This is a genomic window from Meridianimarinicoccus roseus (assembly GCF_003172915.1).
GTDB lineage: Bacteria > Pseudomonadota > Alphaproteobacteria > Rhodobacterales > Rhodobacteraceae > Meridianimarinicoccus > Meridianimarinicoccus roseus.
In genome coordinates this window covers 29,010-44,119 of sequence record NZ_QGKU01000047.1, presented here as the reverse complement: position 1 = coordinate 44,119, position 15,110 = coordinate 29,010, and the positions used below count along the sequence as shown (strand labels likewise).

The 15,110-nt window shown below is 65.3% G+C and carries 15 protein-coding genes; 13 read left to right on the top strand and 2 right to left on the bottom strand.

Annotated elements, in window-relative coordinates; translation table 11 throughout:
- Nucleotides 1-10 precede the first annotated feature (10 nt).
- The 10 genes from DKT77_RS14565 to DKT77_RS14520 all read left to right on the top strand — a co-directional run bounded on the left by DKT77_RS14565 (nucleotide 11) and on the right by DKT77_RS14520 (nucleotide 10,048).
- The gene (locus DKT77_RS14565; RefSeq protein ID WP_109812506.1) at nucleotides 11-1,240 is read left to right on the top strand and encodes an MFS transporter; all 1,230 of its coding nucleotides are present in this window, start codon (nucleotides 11-13) and stop codon (nucleotides 1,238-1,240) included.
- A gap of 3 nt (nucleotides 1,241-1,243) precedes the next feature.
- Entirely contained in the window at nucleotides 1,244-1,837 is a 594-nt protein-coding gene (locus DKT77_RS14560; protein WP_109812401.1) for a DUF3833 family protein, read from the top strand.
- On the top strand, nucleotides 1,834-2,577 hold the full coding sequence (locus DKT77_RS14555; protein WP_109812400.1) for an SDR family NAD(P)-dependent oxidoreductase: 744 nt from the start codon (nucleotides 1,834-1,836) through the stop codon (nucleotides 2,575-2,577). Before DKT77_RS14560 ends, DKT77_RS14555 begins: the two co-directional genes overlap by 4 nt.
- A gap of 87 nt (nucleotides 2,578-2,664) precedes the next feature.
- The gene (locus DKT77_RS14550; protein WP_109812399.1) at nucleotides 2,665-3,036 is read left to right on the top strand and encodes a DUF3775 domain-containing protein; all 372 of its coding nucleotides are present in this window, start codon (nucleotides 2,665-2,667) and stop codon (nucleotides 3,034-3,036) included.
- 173 nt (nucleotides 3,037-3,209) lie between these two features.
- Entirely contained in the window at nucleotides 3,210-5,144 is a 1,935-nt protein-coding gene (locus DKT77_RS14545) for an AMP-binding protein (RefSeq protein WP_109812398.1), read from the top strand.
- Nucleotides 5,141-5,965: an ABC transporter ATP-binding protein gene (locus DKT77_RS14540; protein WP_109812397.1), complete on the top strand. Its 825-nt coding sequence runs from the start codon at nucleotides 5,141-5,143 to the stop codon at nucleotides 5,963-5,965. The genes DKT77_RS14545 and DKT77_RS14540 overlap by 4 nt, the downstream gene beginning before the upstream one ends.
- 80 nt (nucleotides 5,966-6,045) lie before the next feature.
- Nucleotides 6,046-7,032 (top strand): branched-chain amino acid ABC transporter permease, encoded by a 987-nt coding sequence (locus DKT77_RS14535; RefSeq protein ID WP_109812396.1) that lies wholly within the window; start codon nucleotides 6,046-6,048, stop codon nucleotides 7,030-7,032.
- 153 nt (nucleotides 7,033-7,185) lie between these two features.
- Nucleotides 7,186-7,434: a hypothetical protein gene (locus DKT77_RS14530; protein ID WP_109812395.1), complete on the top strand. Its 249-nt coding sequence runs from the start codon at nucleotides 7,186-7,188 to the stop codon at nucleotides 7,432-7,434.
- Between the two features lie 177 nt (nucleotides 7,435-7,611).
- Complete coding sequence (locus DKT77_RS14525) at nucleotides 7,612-8,688, top strand: branched-chain amino acid ABC transporter permease (RefSeq protein WP_109812394.1); 1,077 nt, start codon at nucleotides 7,612-7,614, stop codon at nucleotides 8,686-8,688.
- A gap of 76 nt (nucleotides 8,689-8,764) precedes the next feature.
- Complete coding sequence (locus tag DKT77_RS14520; protein ID WP_109812393.1) at nucleotides 8,765-10,048, top strand: ABC transporter substrate-binding protein; 1,284 nt, start codon at nucleotides 8,765-8,767, stop codon at nucleotides 10,046-10,048.
- 53 nt (nucleotides 10,049-10,101) lie between these two features.
- Here DKT77_RS14520 and DKT77_RS14515 read toward each other — a convergent pair whose 3' ends face one another.
- Nucleotides 10,102-10,341, bottom strand: coding sequence for a DUF6552 family protein (locus tag DKT77_RS14515; RefSeq protein ID WP_109812392.1), 240 nt, complete (start codon nucleotides 10,339-10,341; stop codon nucleotides 10,102-10,104).
- Between the two features lie 117 nt (nucleotides 10,342-10,458).
- Here DKT77_RS14515 and DKT77_RS14510 point away from each other — a divergent pair, with 117 nt between their 5' ends.
- The 3 genes from DKT77_RS14510 (at nucleotide 10,459) to DKT77_RS14500 (ending at nucleotide 13,824) form a co-directional block, all read left to right on the top strand.
- Nucleotides 10,459-11,322: an ABC transporter ATP-binding protein gene (locus DKT77_RS14510; protein WP_109812391.1), complete on the top strand. Its 864-nt coding sequence runs from the start codon at nucleotides 10,459-10,461 to the stop codon at nucleotides 11,320-11,322.
- A gap of 261 nt (nucleotides 11,323-11,583) precedes the next feature.
- A complete protein-coding gene (locus tag DKT77_RS14505; protein WP_109812505.1) occupies nucleotides 11,584-12,813 on the top strand; it encodes a phenylacetate--CoA ligase family protein in 1,230 nt (409 codons plus the stop codon).
- Nucleotides 12,814-12,936: 123 nt separating this feature from the next.
- Nucleotides 12,937-13,824, top strand: coding sequence for a PAS domain-containing protein (locus DKT77_RS14500; RefSeq protein WP_146205013.1), 888 nt, complete (start codon nucleotides 12,937-12,939; stop codon nucleotides 13,822-13,824).
- Nucleotides 13,825-13,847: 23 nt separating this feature from the next.
- On the opposite strand, the gene DKT77_RS14495 is transcribed toward DKT77_RS14500, so the two are convergent.
- On the bottom strand, nucleotides 13,848-15,053 hold the full coding sequence (locus DKT77_RS14495) for a surface lipoprotein assembly modifier (protein WP_238547918.1): 1,206 nt from the start codon (nucleotides 15,051-15,053) through the stop codon (nucleotides 13,848-13,850).
- Nucleotides 15,054-15,110: the final 57 nt, after the last annotated feature.

Genomic DNA, 15,110 nt, shown 5'->3' with positions numbered 1-15,110 from the left:
CGCGCAGGCGCTGCGGGCGCCGGGGCACCGGCTGCCGGCCTTCGCGCTTTTCGGCGCGATCCTGTCCGGTGCGGGCCTGCCGATCTACATCTATGCGCCGAAGTTTTTCGCCGACACCTACGGTGTCAGCCTGTCGCTGCTGGGTGCGGTCCTGTTCGGGCTGCGGCTGTTCGACGTGGTGCAGGATCCCGCGCTCGGCTGGGTGGCCGAACGGCTGGGACGCTGGCGTGGCGTCGCCGTGACGGGGGGCGCTGCGCTGCTGGCAATCTCGATGGTCGGGCTGTTTGCCGTCGCGCCGCCGGTCGCGCCGGTGCTGTGGTTCGCGCTGACCATCACGGGCCTGTTCACCGCCTTCAGCTTCCTGACGATCAATTTCTACGCGCAGGGTGTGCGCAAGGCCGCGGCGTTGTCGGGTGGGCATGTCCAACTGGCCGCCTGGCGCGAAAGCGGCGCGCTGCTGGGTGTGTGCCTTGCTGCCGTCGCCCCCACCCTTCTGGGTGCGGTCACCGGTCAGCCCTACGCGTTGTTCGGCTGGCTTTTCGCCGCGGTGGTGCTGGCCGCGACGCTGGCGATGCTGCCCGAATGGGGCGGCCCCGCGCGACCCGAGGCGCCGACGCCGCTGGGGCTGATCCTGCGCGATCGGATGGCCCGCCGCCTGCTGCTTCTGGCGCTGGTCAACGCCGCACCGCTGGCCGTCAGTTCCACCCTGTTCCTGTTCTATGTCGAGAGCCGGCTGGGCGCGCCGGGCTGGGAAGGCCCGCTGCTGGTCCTGTTCTTCCTGTCCGCCGCCGCGTCCGCCCCCGGCTGGGGCTGGCTGGCCAGCCGCATCGGCCCCAAGGCGGCGCTTCTGGCCGCGATGGCTCTGGCAATCGCGTCCTTTGCGACGGTGCTGGCGCTTGGGACCGGCGACATCGTGCCATTCGCTATCGTCTGCGTCGCCTCGGGTGCGACCATCGGTGCCGACCTGACGCTGCTGCCCGCCCTTTTTGCCCGCCGGATGGCCGATATCTCTCCGGACGGCGGGCAGGGCTTCGGGCTGTGGTCTCTGGTGTCCAAGTTCACCCTTGCCCTCGCGGCGGCGACGCTGCTGCCGCTGCTGGAGGCCGGGGGCTTCACCGCAGGGGGCGACAACAGTGCGCAAGCGTTGTGGCGGCTTACGCTGCTCTATGCACTGGTGCCCTGCGTTCTGAAACTGGTCGCGGTCGGCCTGCTGGCCGCGACCCCTCTGAAGGAGAGCTAGATCATGGATGTTCTGCTGTACGTGGCGCTTGGCGCAGTGCTGACCCTGGCAGGGTCCGCGCTTGTGCGCCGTGTCTGGAGCTTCCGGGCCCAGACCCCCGATGACTATGCCGGGCAGGAACCTGCTTTCGACATCCGCCGCCATCTGGACGGCGCGCTCGCTTGCGAAGGTGTGATCTATGGGCCGACCGGGCGTGTCTCGGCCCGGTTCGTGGCACAAATGCATGCCACTTGGGACGGCGACCGCGGCGTGATGACCGAACATTTCCGCTATGACAGTGGAGCGGTGCAGGACCGCGCTTGGGAGTTGACCCTGCGGCCCGACGGCACGATCCGCGCCGAGGCGGAAGATCTTGTCGGAACCGGCACGGGAATGCAGAAGGGGGCCGGTGTGATGCTGCGGTATCGCATCCGCCTGCCTGAATCCTCGGGCGGGCATGTGCTCGATACGGTGGACTGGATGTACCTGATGGAAAACGGCACGATCATCAATCGGAGCGAGTTTCGGAAATTCGGCCTGAAGGTTGCCGAACTGGTGGCCACTATGCGCCCTGCAGAAGCCGCGGATGCCGGGTCCGACCGGGTGGCGGCGGAATGAAACGTGACTGGGTCGGCAAGACGTACTGGCTGGTCGGAGCCTCGGAAGGGCTGGGGCGCGCGCTGGCACAGCTGCTGAGCGAGGCCGGCGCACACCTCGTGCTGTCTGCCCGCAACGAGGACACGCTGAAGGCGCTGGCCGATGACCTTCCGGGTCGCGCGACGGTCCTGCCGATGGACGTGACCGACCCGGCATCGGTCGCACAGGCGGCACAGGCGCTGGGGCGGATCGATGGGCTGATCTTCCTCGCCGGCGTCTACTGGCCGATGAAGGCGACTGAGTGGGATGCCGACAAGGCCGCCCAGATGATCGAGGTCAACGTGAACGGTGCGATCCGCAGTGTCGGCGCGGTGCTGCCGCAGATGCTGGCTCGGGGCGGCGGCCATATCGTGCTGACCGGCAGCCTGTCGGCCTATCGCGGCTTGCCCGGCGCCATCGGTTACGGCGCCAGCAAGGCCGCGATCATGTCGCTGGCCGAAAGCATGCATTGCGACCTGCACAACAGCGGGATCGAAGTGCAGCTGGCCAATCCCGGCTTCATCCGCACCCGGCTGACCGACAAGAACGATTTCAAGATGCCGTTCCTGATGGAACCTGACGAGGCCGCGCGCCACATGTTCCGGCACCTGTCTGGCGATGCCTTCGCGGGGGATTTCCCTTGGCTCTTTTCCACTGTGTTCCGCCTGAGTCGCCTGCTGCCCGAGGGCCTCTATATCCGCCTGTTCGGCGCGCGCGACTGACTGTCCGCCCGGTGCGGGATCGCTTGCGCCTTTCAAGCGCCGGGCGCATCATGTCCTTGACAACGGCTGACAGAACGGAGTGCGGCGATGCCCGAGATTCATGCGGACGCGATTGCCCAGGTGATCCTGCTGGCGCGCGAAGTGGGAGAGGCGACGGCGGTCGGTGCCCGCGATGGGGTGCGTCACGGTGGGTCCGGGTCGCTTGCCGCGCGCGAGTTGCGCGACTTCATCGCCAATCTCAACGAGGAAGAGCAATACAGCCTGGTCGCCGTGATGTGGATCGGCCGCGACAGTTTCACCGCTGACGAATACGACGAAGCCTATGACACCGCCCGGCTGGAGGCGACAAATCCGACAGAGGACTATCTGGTCGGCATCCCGATGCTGGCCGACTATCTTGAAAGCGGGCTGGAGGCGCTGGGTATTTCGCCCGGCGATGTCGAGCAAGGCGTGATCTGACGAACGCCTCGCCTGCGCCCGAAGCATTGTGAAACAAATATTTGACCTTGCGGGGTTTCCGGTAATTATATGACTGTGATCGGCCGGGACAGGCCGACGCGACGGTCCGCCATAAAACGAGCGGACGAAGGGAGGATTGCTTGGCGACACCTGCTGCCCAGGACGGCGGTGCCATGTCTATTCCGCGCCTGCTGGCCCGGAACGTCGATGCCTATGGCAGCGAACCGGCCTACCGCGAGAAGGATCTTGGCATCTGGCAGGTCTGGTCGTGGTCCGAGGCCGCCGCCGAGATCGAGGCGCTGGCACTGGGGTTCCTGACGCTCGGGGCGCAGCCCGGCGACACTATCGCGATTCTAGGGCGCAACCGCCCCGCGCTCTACTGGGCGATGGTTGCGGCGCAACGCGTGGGTGCAGTGCCAGTCCCGCTTTACCAGGACAGCGTCGCCGAGGAGATCGCCTTCGTCCTGGACCATTGCGAGGCGCGCTTCGTCGTGGCGGGCGACCAGGAACAGGTCGACAAGCTGATCGATGTGAAGGACGATCTGCCCGTCCTTGCCCATATCGTATATCTCGATCCGCGCGGACTGCGCAAATACGACCACACGCATCTGACTGCCTATGCGACGCTCCAGGACGCCGGACGCGCCGCGCGCGATGACCTGATGCCCGAACTCGTGCGGCGGACTGACGGTCTTGGCCCGGACGATACCTGCGTGATGCTCTACACCAGCGGGACGACCGGCAAGCCAAAGGGCGTCGTTCTGTCGAACCGCAACATCATCGAGACGGCGAAGAATTCGGCCGAATTCGACAGGCTGCGTCGCGACGAGGAAGTGCTGGCCTACCTGCCGATGGCATGGGTAGGGGACTTCATCTTTTCCATCGGTCAGGCGATGTGGTGCGGCTTCTGCGTGAACTGCCCCGAAAGCGAAGACACGATGATGACCGACCTGCGCGAGATCGGGCCAACCTACTATTTCGCGCCGCCGCGCGTGTTCGAAAGCCAGCTTACCTCGGTCATGATCCGGATGGAGGACGCGGGTGCGTTGAAAAAGTGGCTGTTCGACCGGTTCATGGCGCTGGCCCGGCGGGTCGGGGGTCCGATCCTCGACGGGGCGCCGGTGGCGGCAAGCGACCGGCTGGCCTATCGGCTGGGCGACCTGCTGGTCTATGGCCCGCTGAAAAACACGTTGGGGTTCAGTCGGGTACGCGTAGGCTACACGGCGGGAGAGGCGATCGGGCCCGAGATATTCGATTTCTATCGCTCGCTCGGGATCAATCTGAAGCAGCTCTATGGCCAGACCGAGGCATCAGTGTTCATCACCCAGCAGCGCGACGGCGAGGTGCGATCCGACACCGTGGGCACGCCGACGCCGGGGGTTGAACTGCGGATCGACGAGAGCCGGGAGGTGTTCTACCGGTCGCCCGGCGTATTCGTGCGCTATCACAAGAACCCGGAAAGCACCGCGTCCACCAAGGACGGCGAAGGCTGGGTCGCCACCGGCGATGCCGGCTTCATAGAAGAGGGCACGGGCCACCTGCGCATCATCGACCGCGCCAAGGACGTGGGGGCGATGGCGGATGGCAGCCTGTTCGCGCCGAAATTCGTTGAGAACAAGCTGAAATTCTATCCCGACATCCTGGAGGCAGTGGTCTTCGGCAACGGTCGCGACCGATGTTGCGCGTTCATCAACATCGACCTGACAGCCGTCGGCAACTGGGCGGAGCGGAACAACATTGCCTATTCGAGCTACCAGGAACTCAGCCAGCATCCCCGCGTGCTCGACACGATCGCCGGGCACGTGGCGGCGGTGAACGACAGCATTGCCGGCGACGAGATGCTGTCGGGGTGCCGCATTCACCGGTTCCTTGTCCTGCACAAGGAACTTGACGCCGACGACGGTGAATTGACGCGCACCCGCAAGGTCCGCCGCAGGATTATCGAGGACAAGTTTTCCGATTTGATAACAGCGCTTTACGATGGGTCGGACAGGGTATCGACGGTGACGGAGGTAACCTATGAGGACGGGCGCAAGGGTGCCATCAGCGCCACGCTTGAAATCCGCGACGTGATCCCCGCCCCGGCCGACCGGATGGCGGCGCAATGAATGTTGCGCGGAACGTGGCGGGAGAGGTCACGGCCGACGGTCGCACTCTGGGCGGCACGCTGATGGACCTGCGCAACATCACCTTGCGCTTCGGCGGGGTGACGGCGATCAAGGATATTTCCTTCGACATCCGTGAGGGCGAGATCCGCGCGATCATCGGCCCCAATGGCGCGGGCAAATCCAGTATGCTCAACGTTATCAGCGGGTTCTACAATCCGCAGGAAGGCGAAGTCTGGTTCCGGGGTGACCGGCGCGGGCCGATGCGGCCTTACCAGGTGGCGCGGCTGGGCATCGCGCGGACGTTCCAGAACATCGCGTTGTTCGACGGGATGTCAGTGCTGGACAACATCATGACGGGCCGCCTGACGCACACCAGATCGGGGCTTCTCGACCAGGCGATCTGGTGGGGCAAGGCCCAGCGGGAAGAGAACGCGCACCGAGAAAAGGTGGAGGAAATCATTGATTTTCTTGAGATTCAGCGCATCCGCAAAACGCCTGTGGGCCGCCTTCCTTACGGGCTGAAGAAGCGGGTGGAACTGGCGCGCGCGCTGGCCGCTGAACCGAAGCTGCTTCTGCTGGACGAACCGATGGCAGGCATGAACGTCGAGGAAAAGGAAGATATGTCCCGATATATCCTTGATGTGAATGACGAATTCGGAACGACCGTCGCCCTGATCGAACATGACATGGGGGTCGTGATGGACCTGTCAGACCGGGTGGTGGTGATGGACTACGGGCGCAAGATCGGCGACGGCACCCCGTCGGAGGTGCGGAACAACCAGGCGGTGATCGACGCCTATCTGGGGGTGGCGCATGACTGAAATGGCGCGTCGGAACCGCGTAGGAGTCGCATATGAAAACCATATGACTCCCATAGGACTCTCGCTGCGGGAGGCGATCCATGCCTGACCAGGTCTTCTTCGCGCTCGAGGTGATGGTGAACGGCCTGATGGTCGGCGTGATGTACGCACTGGTCGCGCTTGGTTTCGTGCTGATCTTCAAGGCGTCTGGCATCTTCAATTATGCGCAGGGCGTGATGGCGCTGTTCGCGGCGCTGACGCTGGTGGGCATTCAGCAGGGGCAGGTGCCCTTCGCCCATCTCATCAACGCGATCTTCGGCACCGACATCCACCATTTCGGCTGGCAGGTGCCTGCCCTGCTGGCCATCGTGCTGACCGTGCTGGTGATGATCGGGCTGGCCGTGCTGATCGAGCGGATCGTGCTGAAGCACCTCGTGAACCAGGAACCGATCATCCTCTTCATGGCCACCATCGGGCTGGCCTATTTCCTTGAAGGGGTGGGAGACCTCATGTGGGGATCGGACATCAAGGTGATGGATGTGGGTCTGCCGCAAGGCATTTCCGACAGCATCGACCGGGCGACCTTCGACTGGTTCGGATACGGCTTCTTCATCGACCGGCTGGACATCGCCGCCAGCATCATCGCCGCGCTGCTGGTGGCGGCGCTGATCGTCTTCTCGCAATACACTCGCGAGGGCCGCGCGCTGCGGGCGGTGGCCGACGACCACCAGGCCGCGCTGTCGGTGGGAATCAGCCTGCGCTTCATCTGGGTGCTGGTCTGGTCCATCGCGGGGTTCGTGGCGCTGGTCGCGGGTATCATGTGGGGTGCGAAGTCCGGGGTGCAGTTTTCGTTGAGCCTGATTGCGCTGAAGGCGCTTCCGGTGCTGATGCTGGGCGGCTTCACGTCGATCCCCGGCGCCATCGTGGGCGGGCTGATCATCGGGATGGGCGAGAAACTGTTTGAATTCATTGTCGGTCCGCTTGTGGGTGGCGCGACGGAGAACTGGTTCGCCTATGTGCTTGCGCTGCTGTTTCTCGTGTTCCGGCCGCAGGGCCTGTTCGGCGAGAAGATCATCGAGCGGGTGTGAGAATGAGCAGCCTCAAAGACCGGACGGATTGTGCTGCGATGCAGCAAAACTGCAATGGAGATATGCACTTGACGCATGGCAGCGGCTTCAGGCACAAGGACGTTGCGCCCGACTGTCGCAGGACGGCGGCGCGACCGGCGAGGGAAGAAACGCATGAAAAAGCTTTGGGCGATCGTGTGCGTCGTAGGGTTCACAGCCTTCTGGACGTATGGGTTCATCGCTTTGTCAGGCGTTATGGGGGACCGGCCCACGGAAGGTATCAACTTCGTGTTGTGTCTGCTGGGACTGGGTGCCGGATTGACGGGGTGGGTGCAGGTGATGCGCCATGCCCCCCGGATGCATGGGCGACGCGCGGCGGCGCGGGCGCGGCTGGAAGAGGAAGTCTCGGAAGGCACGAGCTGATCCGCGCCGCGCGGGGAGGAGCGCGCGACACGGATCACGTCATGGCAGTCGGGTGCGGGCGGGCGTTTGCCGATCCGTTCCGTCAAGCTCAGAGGGCTCTCGGCGTCTGCCGGGAGCCCTCTGGCGTTTTCGGGTGCTTCGGTTCCGGGATCGTCATCGTACCGCGGGAGGGAACGCATGTTCTATCGTGAGGCGGGCGATTTCAAGACACGCTATGCGGATGATGCGCAGAGCTTTCCCATCGCCTTCGACCGCTACCGCTATTACGCGGTCATGGTTCTGGCGCTTGGCGTGGTGCCCTTCATCGTCAACGATTACTGGGCGAACGCGGTCCTTCTGCCTTTCCTGATCTGGTCGGTGGCGGCGATCGGATTGAATATCCTGACCGGATATTGCGGGCAGGTCAGCCTTGGCACGGGCGGGTTCATGGCGGTCGGAGCTTTCGCCTGCTACAAGCTGATGACAGCCTTTCCGGGCCTGAACATCGGCATCGTGGTGCTGCTGTCGGGCGGCGTGACCGCCGGGGTGGGCGTGTTGTTCGGCCTGCCCAGCCTTCGGATCAAGGGTTTCTACCTTGCCGTCGCGACACTGGCGGCGCAGTTCTTTCTTGTGTGGCTGTTCAACCGTGTGCCGTGGTTCTACAACTATTCGGCGAGCGGCCAGATCAGCGCGCCGGAGCGCACCGTGTTCGGCGTGCCGGTGACAGGCCCGAATACCGACGCCTGGGCCACCTACCTTTTCTGCCTTGTGTTCCTGATCGGGGCGGCGTGGCTGGCGCGCAACCTGACGCGCGGTGCGGTGGGCCGGTCCTGGATGGCGATCCGCGACATGGACATCGCGGCCGAGATCATCGGCGTGAACCCGCTGCGCGCGAAGCTGACCGCCTTCATGGTGTCGTCCTTCCTTGTGGGGATCGCGGGCGCGCTGTTCTTTTCGGTCTACCTTGGCGCTGTCGAGGTCGGTGAGGCCTTCGGCATCCAGAAATCGTTCCTGGTGCTGTTCATGGTCATCATCGGCGGGCTGGGGTCGATCTTCGGATCGATGGCGGGCGCGGCCTTCATGGTGCTGCTGCCGGTGTTCCTGAAGAACCTGCTGGTCGGTGGGCTTGGCTGGGACACGGCGCTGGCGGCACATTTCGAACTGGTGATCGTGGGCGGGCTGATCATCTTCTTCCTGATCGTCGAACCGCACGGGCTGGCGCGCCTGTGGGAACTGGCGAAGGAAAAGCTGCGGCTCTGGCCGTTTCCGCATTGAATGCTGGCGGCGGGGCTGAACCCCGCCCCGTGACACCGGCCGGGAGTCTTCCCGGCGACATATGGGAGGATACGACATGACACGACTGACGACACTCGCGCTTGGGGCGGCGCTGGCCGCAGGGCCCGCGCTGGCGGACCTGGTGTTTCCGGACCTGAGCTATCGCACCGGGCCCTACGCGGCGGGGGGTATCCCGTTCTCGGACGGCTATCAGGACTATTTCGCACTGGTGAATGCCCGCGACGGCGGTATCGGCGGCGTGCCCGCGCGGGTGGTGGAATGCGAGACGGCCTATAACACCGAGAAGGGTGTGGAGTGCTACGAGGCGACCAAGGGCGAGGGCGCGCTGGTCTACCAGCCTCTGAGCACCGGGATCACCTATCAGTTGATCCCCAAGGTGCAGGCCGACGGCATCCCGCTGCACACGATGGGATATGGCCGGACCTCCGCGGCGAACGGCGAGGTGTTCAGCCATGTGTTCAACTACCCGGCGAATTACTGGGACGCGGCGTCGGTGGCCATCAGCTATCTGTCCGGCGAGAACGGGGGCGACCTGACGGGCAAGAAGATCACGCTGCTGTATCACAACTCGGCCTATGGCAAGGAGCCGATCCGGACGCTGGAGGAACTGGCAGCCAAGCACGGCTACGAACTGACCACGATTGCGGTGGACCATCCGGGCCAGGAGCAAGGCAGCCAGTGGTTGCGCATTCGCCGCGAGCGGCCCGACTACGTGATCATGTGGGGCTGGGGCGTGATGAACCAGGTCGCGATCCAGGAAGCGGCGAATATCCGGTTCCCGATGGAGAATTTCATCGGCAACTGGTGGGCCGGGGCCGAGCATGACGTGACGCCTGCGGGGGCCGCGGCGAACGGCTACAAGTCGCTGAACATGAACCGCGTGGTCGACTACCCTGTGTTCGACGACATCCGCACGTACGTGGTCGAGGCCGGCAACGCTGCGGGTGACGGGTCCAACGTGGGGTCGGTGCTGTACACCCGCGGCATGTACGCGGCGATGCTGGCGGTGGAGGCCGCGAAGACCGCGCAGGAGATCCACGGCGTGGCGGACATCGACGCGGGCATGATGCGCGACGGGATGGAGGCACTGGAGATGACTGCGGCCAAGATGGAAGCGTTGGGAATGCCCGGGATCGGGCCGGAATTCAGCGTGACCTGCCAGAACCACGGCGGATCGGGGCTTGGTCTTGTCCAGCAGTGGGATGCCGCTGCCGGGACGTGGACGCCGCTGACCGATTTCATCGCGCCGGATGACGCGGTGATCGACCCGCTGATCGCGGCAGACAGCGAGGCCTTCGCGGCGGAGAACGGGATCACGCCCGGCTGCGCTGAAAGCTGATGTCCGGTCGGGGTGGGGGGCAATCCCCCCACCGCTTTCCTCTGGCGCGGGTATCAGGTTCCGGTGCTGAGTAGGCCGACGATCATGGCACCCAAAGCGACGACATGAATGAGCATGATGGCGCGGTCGTTCCACAGCACCCCGACCGCCAGCCAGCCCACCAACCCGACGAGGAACAGGTAGATGTTCCACGGGGCAAGCCCGAAGGCGGTGGTGGCGTAACCGAGGATCTGGACGATGGATGCCGCCCATTTGACGAAAAACACGGGACGATCGCTGGAACGGGTTTGCATGGCCTTGCCGCTTTGCCGGAGTTTGACCAAGCCTGTGACGCGCCCGCGTGGCGCGCGCCAGTCAGAAATCCTGACGCGCGCGCAGCGAAACTTTCACCCCGTCGACGGGCCGATCGCATGAGCGCGGCATCCGCACAGCCCGATTCCGCCGCGGTCGCGCGCGCCTCCCGCGCCGAAGCCGAGACCCTGCTTGAGGTGAACAACATCGAGGTGATCTACAACCATGTGATCCTTGTGTTGAAGGGTGTCAGCCTTAAGGTTCCGCGCGGCGGCATTACCGCGCTTCTGGGCGGCAACGGCGCTGGCAAGACCACCACTCTGAAGGCGGTGTCGAACCTGCTGCACAGCGAGAGGGGCGCGGTCACCAAAGGGTCGATCCTTTATCGCGGCGACCGGGTGCAGGACCTGTCGCCCGCCGATCTCGTGAAGCGCGGCGTCGTGCAGGTGATGGAGGGTCGGCACTGTTTCGAGCATCTGACCATCGAGGAAAACCTGCTGACCGGCGCCTATACCCGCCGCGACGGACGCGGGGCCATCGCCGCCGATCTCGAGAAGGTCTATGCCTATTTCCCGCGCCTGCGCGAGCGGCGGGGCAGCCAGGCGGGGTATACCAGCGGGGGCGAGCAGCAGATGTGCGCTATCGGCCGCGCGCTGATGGCCGCGCCCGAGATGATCCTTCTGGACGAGCCGTCGATGGGCCTTGCGCCGCAACTTGTGGAGGAGATCTTCACCATCGTGCGCGATCTGAACGCGCAGGAGGGTGTCAGCTTCCTGCTGGCCGAACAGAACACAAATGTCGCGCTTAGGTTCGCCCACGAGGGATACATCCTCGAATCGGGCCGCGTGGTCATGGAAGGCAGTGCTGCCGCGCTGCGCGAGAACCCGGACGTCAAGGAATTCTACCTCGGCATGTCGGACGAGGGGCGCAGGTCGTTCCGCGACACGCGCAGTTACCGTCGGCGCAAGCGCTGGCTGAGCTGACCCTGCGGTGCCGAGCCGATGAACGTGATCAAGGGGAGGGGCATGTTTGGCGGCGGCACCATTGAGGGAGGAGGAGCGGTGCCGCCGCAGATCGTGAAGGCCCAGGGAGGAGGAGGCCTGCTGCGATCATGCCCGAAGGTGCGTTGCAACCTTCGATGCAGGAGAGATACCGCTTTTGCTGCACCTGCACAATAGAGCGGATTGCAAGGCTGGCCTGCGCGCCATGCATGGCTTCAAAACAACACGAAAACGGCGGATTCGATGATGAAACCATATGATGACTGGGAATGCCGCAGCGCAGAAGAACGTGCCGCATCGCTGGCCGAATGCCTGCCCGCTCAGATCCGGACGGCGCAAGGTCTTGCCGGGAACGCGGCCCGGTTGTCGGGCGTGGATGCCGCCGCTGTCACCGGGCCCGCTGCGCTGGCCGCCCTTCCGGTGCTGCGCAAGTCGGAGCTTGCGGCGTTGCAGACCCCGGCGGCGCCGCTGGGCGGCCTGTCGGTTCCCGGCGCGGCCGGGTTCGAGCACCTGTTCCAGTCGCCCGGTCCGATCTACGAAGCCGGGCGCACCAGCCATGACTGGTGGCGGCTGGGCCGGTTCCTGCATGCCTGCGGGATCGGGCGCGGCGACATCGTGCAGAACTGCTTCGGATATCACCTGACGCCGGCGGGCCACATCTTCGAGAACGGTGCGCGCGCTGTCGGGGCGGCCGTGCTGCCCGCCGGTACCGGCCAGACCGAGTTGCAGGTGCAGGCGGCGGCGCATTTCGGCTGCACCGCCTATGCCGGCACGCCCGACTATCTGAAGGTGATCCTCGACAAGGCGGACGAAATGGGGGTCGCGCTGCAGTTCCGGCGCGCGGCCGTGTCCGGAGGGGCGCTGTTCCCGGCCTTGCGCGAGGCCTATGCAGATCGCGGCATTGCCTGCCTGCAATGCTATGCCACCGCCGAGTTGGGCAACATCGCCTATGAAAGCCCGGCCATGGAAGGGATGATCGTGGACGAGGGCGTGATCGTGGAGATCGTCACCCCCGGTACGGGAGATCCGGTTCCCGAGGGCGAGATCGGCGAGGTGGTGGTCACCTCGCTGAACCCGGACCTGCCGCTGATCCGCTTCGCCACCGGCGATCTGAGTGCCGTCCTGCCGGGCCACAGCCCCTGTGGGCGCACCAACATGCGCATCAAGGGCTGGATGGGCCGTGCGGATCAGACCACCAAGATCAAGGGGATGTTCGTGCGGCCCGAACAGGTCGCCGCCTTCGTGGCGCGGCACCCTGACGTGACCCGCGCCCGCGTCGTCGTTACCCGCGATGGCGACCGAGACGCTATGGAAGTGCAGGTCGAAGCCCCCGGCGGACGCCCCGAGGATTTTTCCGATTCGGTCCGCGACGTTCTGAAACTGTCCGGCACCGTGACGCTTTTCGCGCCAGGGTTGTTGCCGCGGGACGGCAAGGTGATCGATGACCGGCGCGATTACGGCGGGGACGGGTAGAATGCGCGAAACTGCGCAAAGATCTGCAACCAAAGGGCGATCTGCGCGTTAGAATGTAGCGCGATTAGGTGCGACGGCGTTACTTTGCTATAATTCATATATGTATCGACTATGGGGGTGGCCGTGACCGGAACAATGACCGACGTGCCCGAGGCGCAGCTTGTCGAGGATCTGGCGACCGATCTGGCGCAGGGCAAGTCCGACACCGCGGGCAAGCTTTTTGCCGCCCATGATGCACCCGCGCCGCTGATCGTGTGGCGCCCAACCCTCGCGGATGCGCAGCATCCGATCCTGCGCAGCTTCCTGCGCGGTTGCGGTGAGGGCGGCGGGCCCCTGCCGGTGTCGTGGCTTGACAGCGAGGCCTTCGGTGCGCTGGGGGACTGGGCGATGGTCGTGGCGCCGGGCAACGAGCCGGGCGATTACGTCTATCGCCATTACGGCTCGAAGATCGCCGAGGTCTATCAGACCGACATGACGGGCCGCAGCGTGTTCGACATCGGGGGGCATGTGGCGGTTTTCTTCTCGGCGCTGTATCACGCGGTCGAGCGGCGGCGCGAGCAGGTGATGAGCGTTCATGAACCGCCCCGGCAGGTCTTCGTGCGGGCCTGGCGTCGGATCATCCAGCCGCTTCTGCACGAGTCGGGCGAACTTGCGTGTTTCGCGGCGGTGAACATGCCGGACAACGACCTGCGTGCCGGGTTGGAGGTGCTGCCGGAGGCGGCAATGGTCGTGTCGATGGACGGCAATGTGTGCTACGCGAACCGGCCGGCCTGCCTGCTGTTCGGTCAGCCGCGAAGCCCGCTTGCGGGCATGAGCGTGCAGGCCTTCACCGGGCTGGACATCGAGTTGCCAAAAAGCCCGGAGAAGCTGATCCTTGAGGGTGGGCCGCGTCACCTGCGCCGCGTGATGGCGCGGGGATCCTTGCTGGTGCCGGTCAACATGACGATCGGGGCGACCTATTACCGGGACATGCCGCTTTACGTCATTTCGGTGCGCAGCAGCGGGACCTGATCGGGCGGCGGCCGGGGTCAGGGTCAGAACACCCGGCGCAGCCCGACGCTGACGCCCCGCGACCAGTAGCTGAACGCGTCGATGCCGCTTTGCACTTCGTTTGCCTCCAGCTCGATGAAGGGCGAAAAGCCGTCGCCGAGGATCAGGTCGGTCTTCTCGACCCGCAGGCGGCCGGTGAGTTCGCGTTCGTCCCGGCTGCCGATGAACAGCGGGTTCGGAGTGATGTAATGGGTGCGTGCCCAGGTGACGGAGGGGCGGATCGACAGGCCGAAGCGGGCCTCCACGCTGCCGAAGACGCGCAGGCCGACCCGGTCGTAGGATTCGAAGTCCAGATCGGCGCGGCGCGCTTCGCCGAACAGCGCGGCGCCGATCACGGCGCGCCCGCCTATCGACCGGCGCAGACCCGCTTCGGCGAATACGGAGCTTCCGTCCAGAGTGTCGGTAAAGGCGTTATCCACGTCCAGCACCTGCGCGCTGCCGAACACCGACAGACCGCCCGGGCTGCGCCGTTCGGCCGCCAGTTCGAGTCCGGCGCGGTCCTCGAAATGCTCTGCCGCAACCTCGCGCCGCGTCGCCACGACCGCGACTGAGGATGTGGTGCGGGGTGCGGAAAAGCGCAGCCCTGCGCGCAGCCCGTAGCTGATGTCGCGCAGCGACGGGGTTCGGGCGTAGTCGCCGAAGCTGAACGCCTCGCCGAAAGCGGTGGTGGCGATACCGGGCCCGCTGAGCGTGGGCAGGTCCGCGCGAAGCCCGGCCGAGGCCGAGAAGGTCAGCCCGAGTTCGCGGTCATCGGTCCGGTTCAGCGTGAAGGGCAGGGCGATCCCGCCAAAATTCAGATCGATCGTGTCGGTGCGGTAGTTCTCGCCGCTGCGCAGTTCGGTCAGCGCGAGGCTGATGTCCCAATCAAAGCCACGCCGCGAATCGATGGCGCGTATGTAGGCCAACACGTTCGCACGCACCGGGCGCGGAATGTCGGCCGACAGCACCAGCAGGAATTCGCGTCGGGCGTTGGACCATTGCCTGTCCTCGAAATACGCGCGGCCAAGTTCCAGACGCACCCGCACAAGATCGGGATGCGGGCCGAGGATGCCGAGGAACACCGGAATGGCGGCACGAGGCGCGCCCCCGTCCAGCGCGGCAAGACCGCGCAGGAAGGCCGCGTCCACCGCGCGCGCCTCCTGTGCCGTACGGGGCGCGGCCTGAACCCCGCCGCTCAGCAGCACAAGCATGACGACAAGCCAGCGGCCTATCGCGCTGCCCGTGCCGATAGAAGGCACACTGCGCCC

Bases quoted from the DNA above. Each gene is read 5' to 3' on its own strand.
- DKT77_RS14555 (WP_109812400.1), top strand. From the start codon at position 1,834: ATGAAACGTGACTGGGTCGGCAAGACGTACTGGCTGGTCGGAGCCTCG.
- DKT77_RS14535 (WP_109812396.1), top strand. From the start codon at position 6,046: ATGCCTGACCAGGTCTTCTTCGCGCTCGAGGTGATGGTGAACGGCCTG.
- DKT77_RS14530 (WP_109812395.1), top strand. From the start codon at position 7,186: ATGAAAAAGCTTTGGGCGATCGTGTGCGTCGTAGGGTTCACAGCCTTC.
- DKT77_RS14520 (WP_109812393.1), top strand. From the start codon at position 8,765: ATGACACGACTGACGACACTCGCGCTTGGGGCGGCGCTGGCCGCAGGG.
- DKT77_RS14505 (WP_109812505.1), top strand. From the start codon at position 11,584: ATGATGAAACCATATGATGACTGGGAATGCCGCAGCGCAGAAGAACGT.
- DKT77_RS14495 (WP_238547918.1), bottom strand. From the start codon at position 15,053: ATGCTTGTGCTGCTGAGCGGCGGGGTTCAGGCCGCGCCCCGTACGGCA.
- DKT77_RS14540 (WP_109812397.1), top strand. From the start codon at position 5,141: ATGAATGTTGCGCGGAACGTGGCGGGAGAGGTCACGGCCGACGGTCGC.
- DKT77_RS14545 (WP_109812398.1), top strand. From the start codon at position 3,210: ATGTCTATTCCGCGCCTGCTGGCCCGGAACGTCGATGCCTATGGCAGC.
- DKT77_RS14510 (WP_109812391.1), top strand. From the start codon at position 10,459: ATGAGCGCGGCATCCGCACAGCCCGATTCCGCCGCGGTCGCGCGCGCC.
- DKT77_RS14550 (WP_109812399.1), top strand. From the start codon at position 2,665: ATGCCCGAGATTCATGCGGACGCGATTGCCCAGGTGATCCTGCTGGCG.
- DKT77_RS14525 (WP_109812394.1), top strand. From the start codon at position 7,612: ATGTTCTATCGTGAGGCGGGCGATTTCAAGACACGCTATGCGGATGAT.
- DKT77_RS14560 (WP_109812401.1), top strand. From the start codon at position 1,244: ATGGATGTTCTGCTGTACGTGGCGCTTGGCGCAGTGCTGACCCTGGCA.
- DKT77_RS14515 (WP_109812392.1), bottom strand. From the start codon at position 10,341: ATGCAAACCCGTTCCAGCGATCGTCCCGTGTTTTTCGTCAAATGGGCG.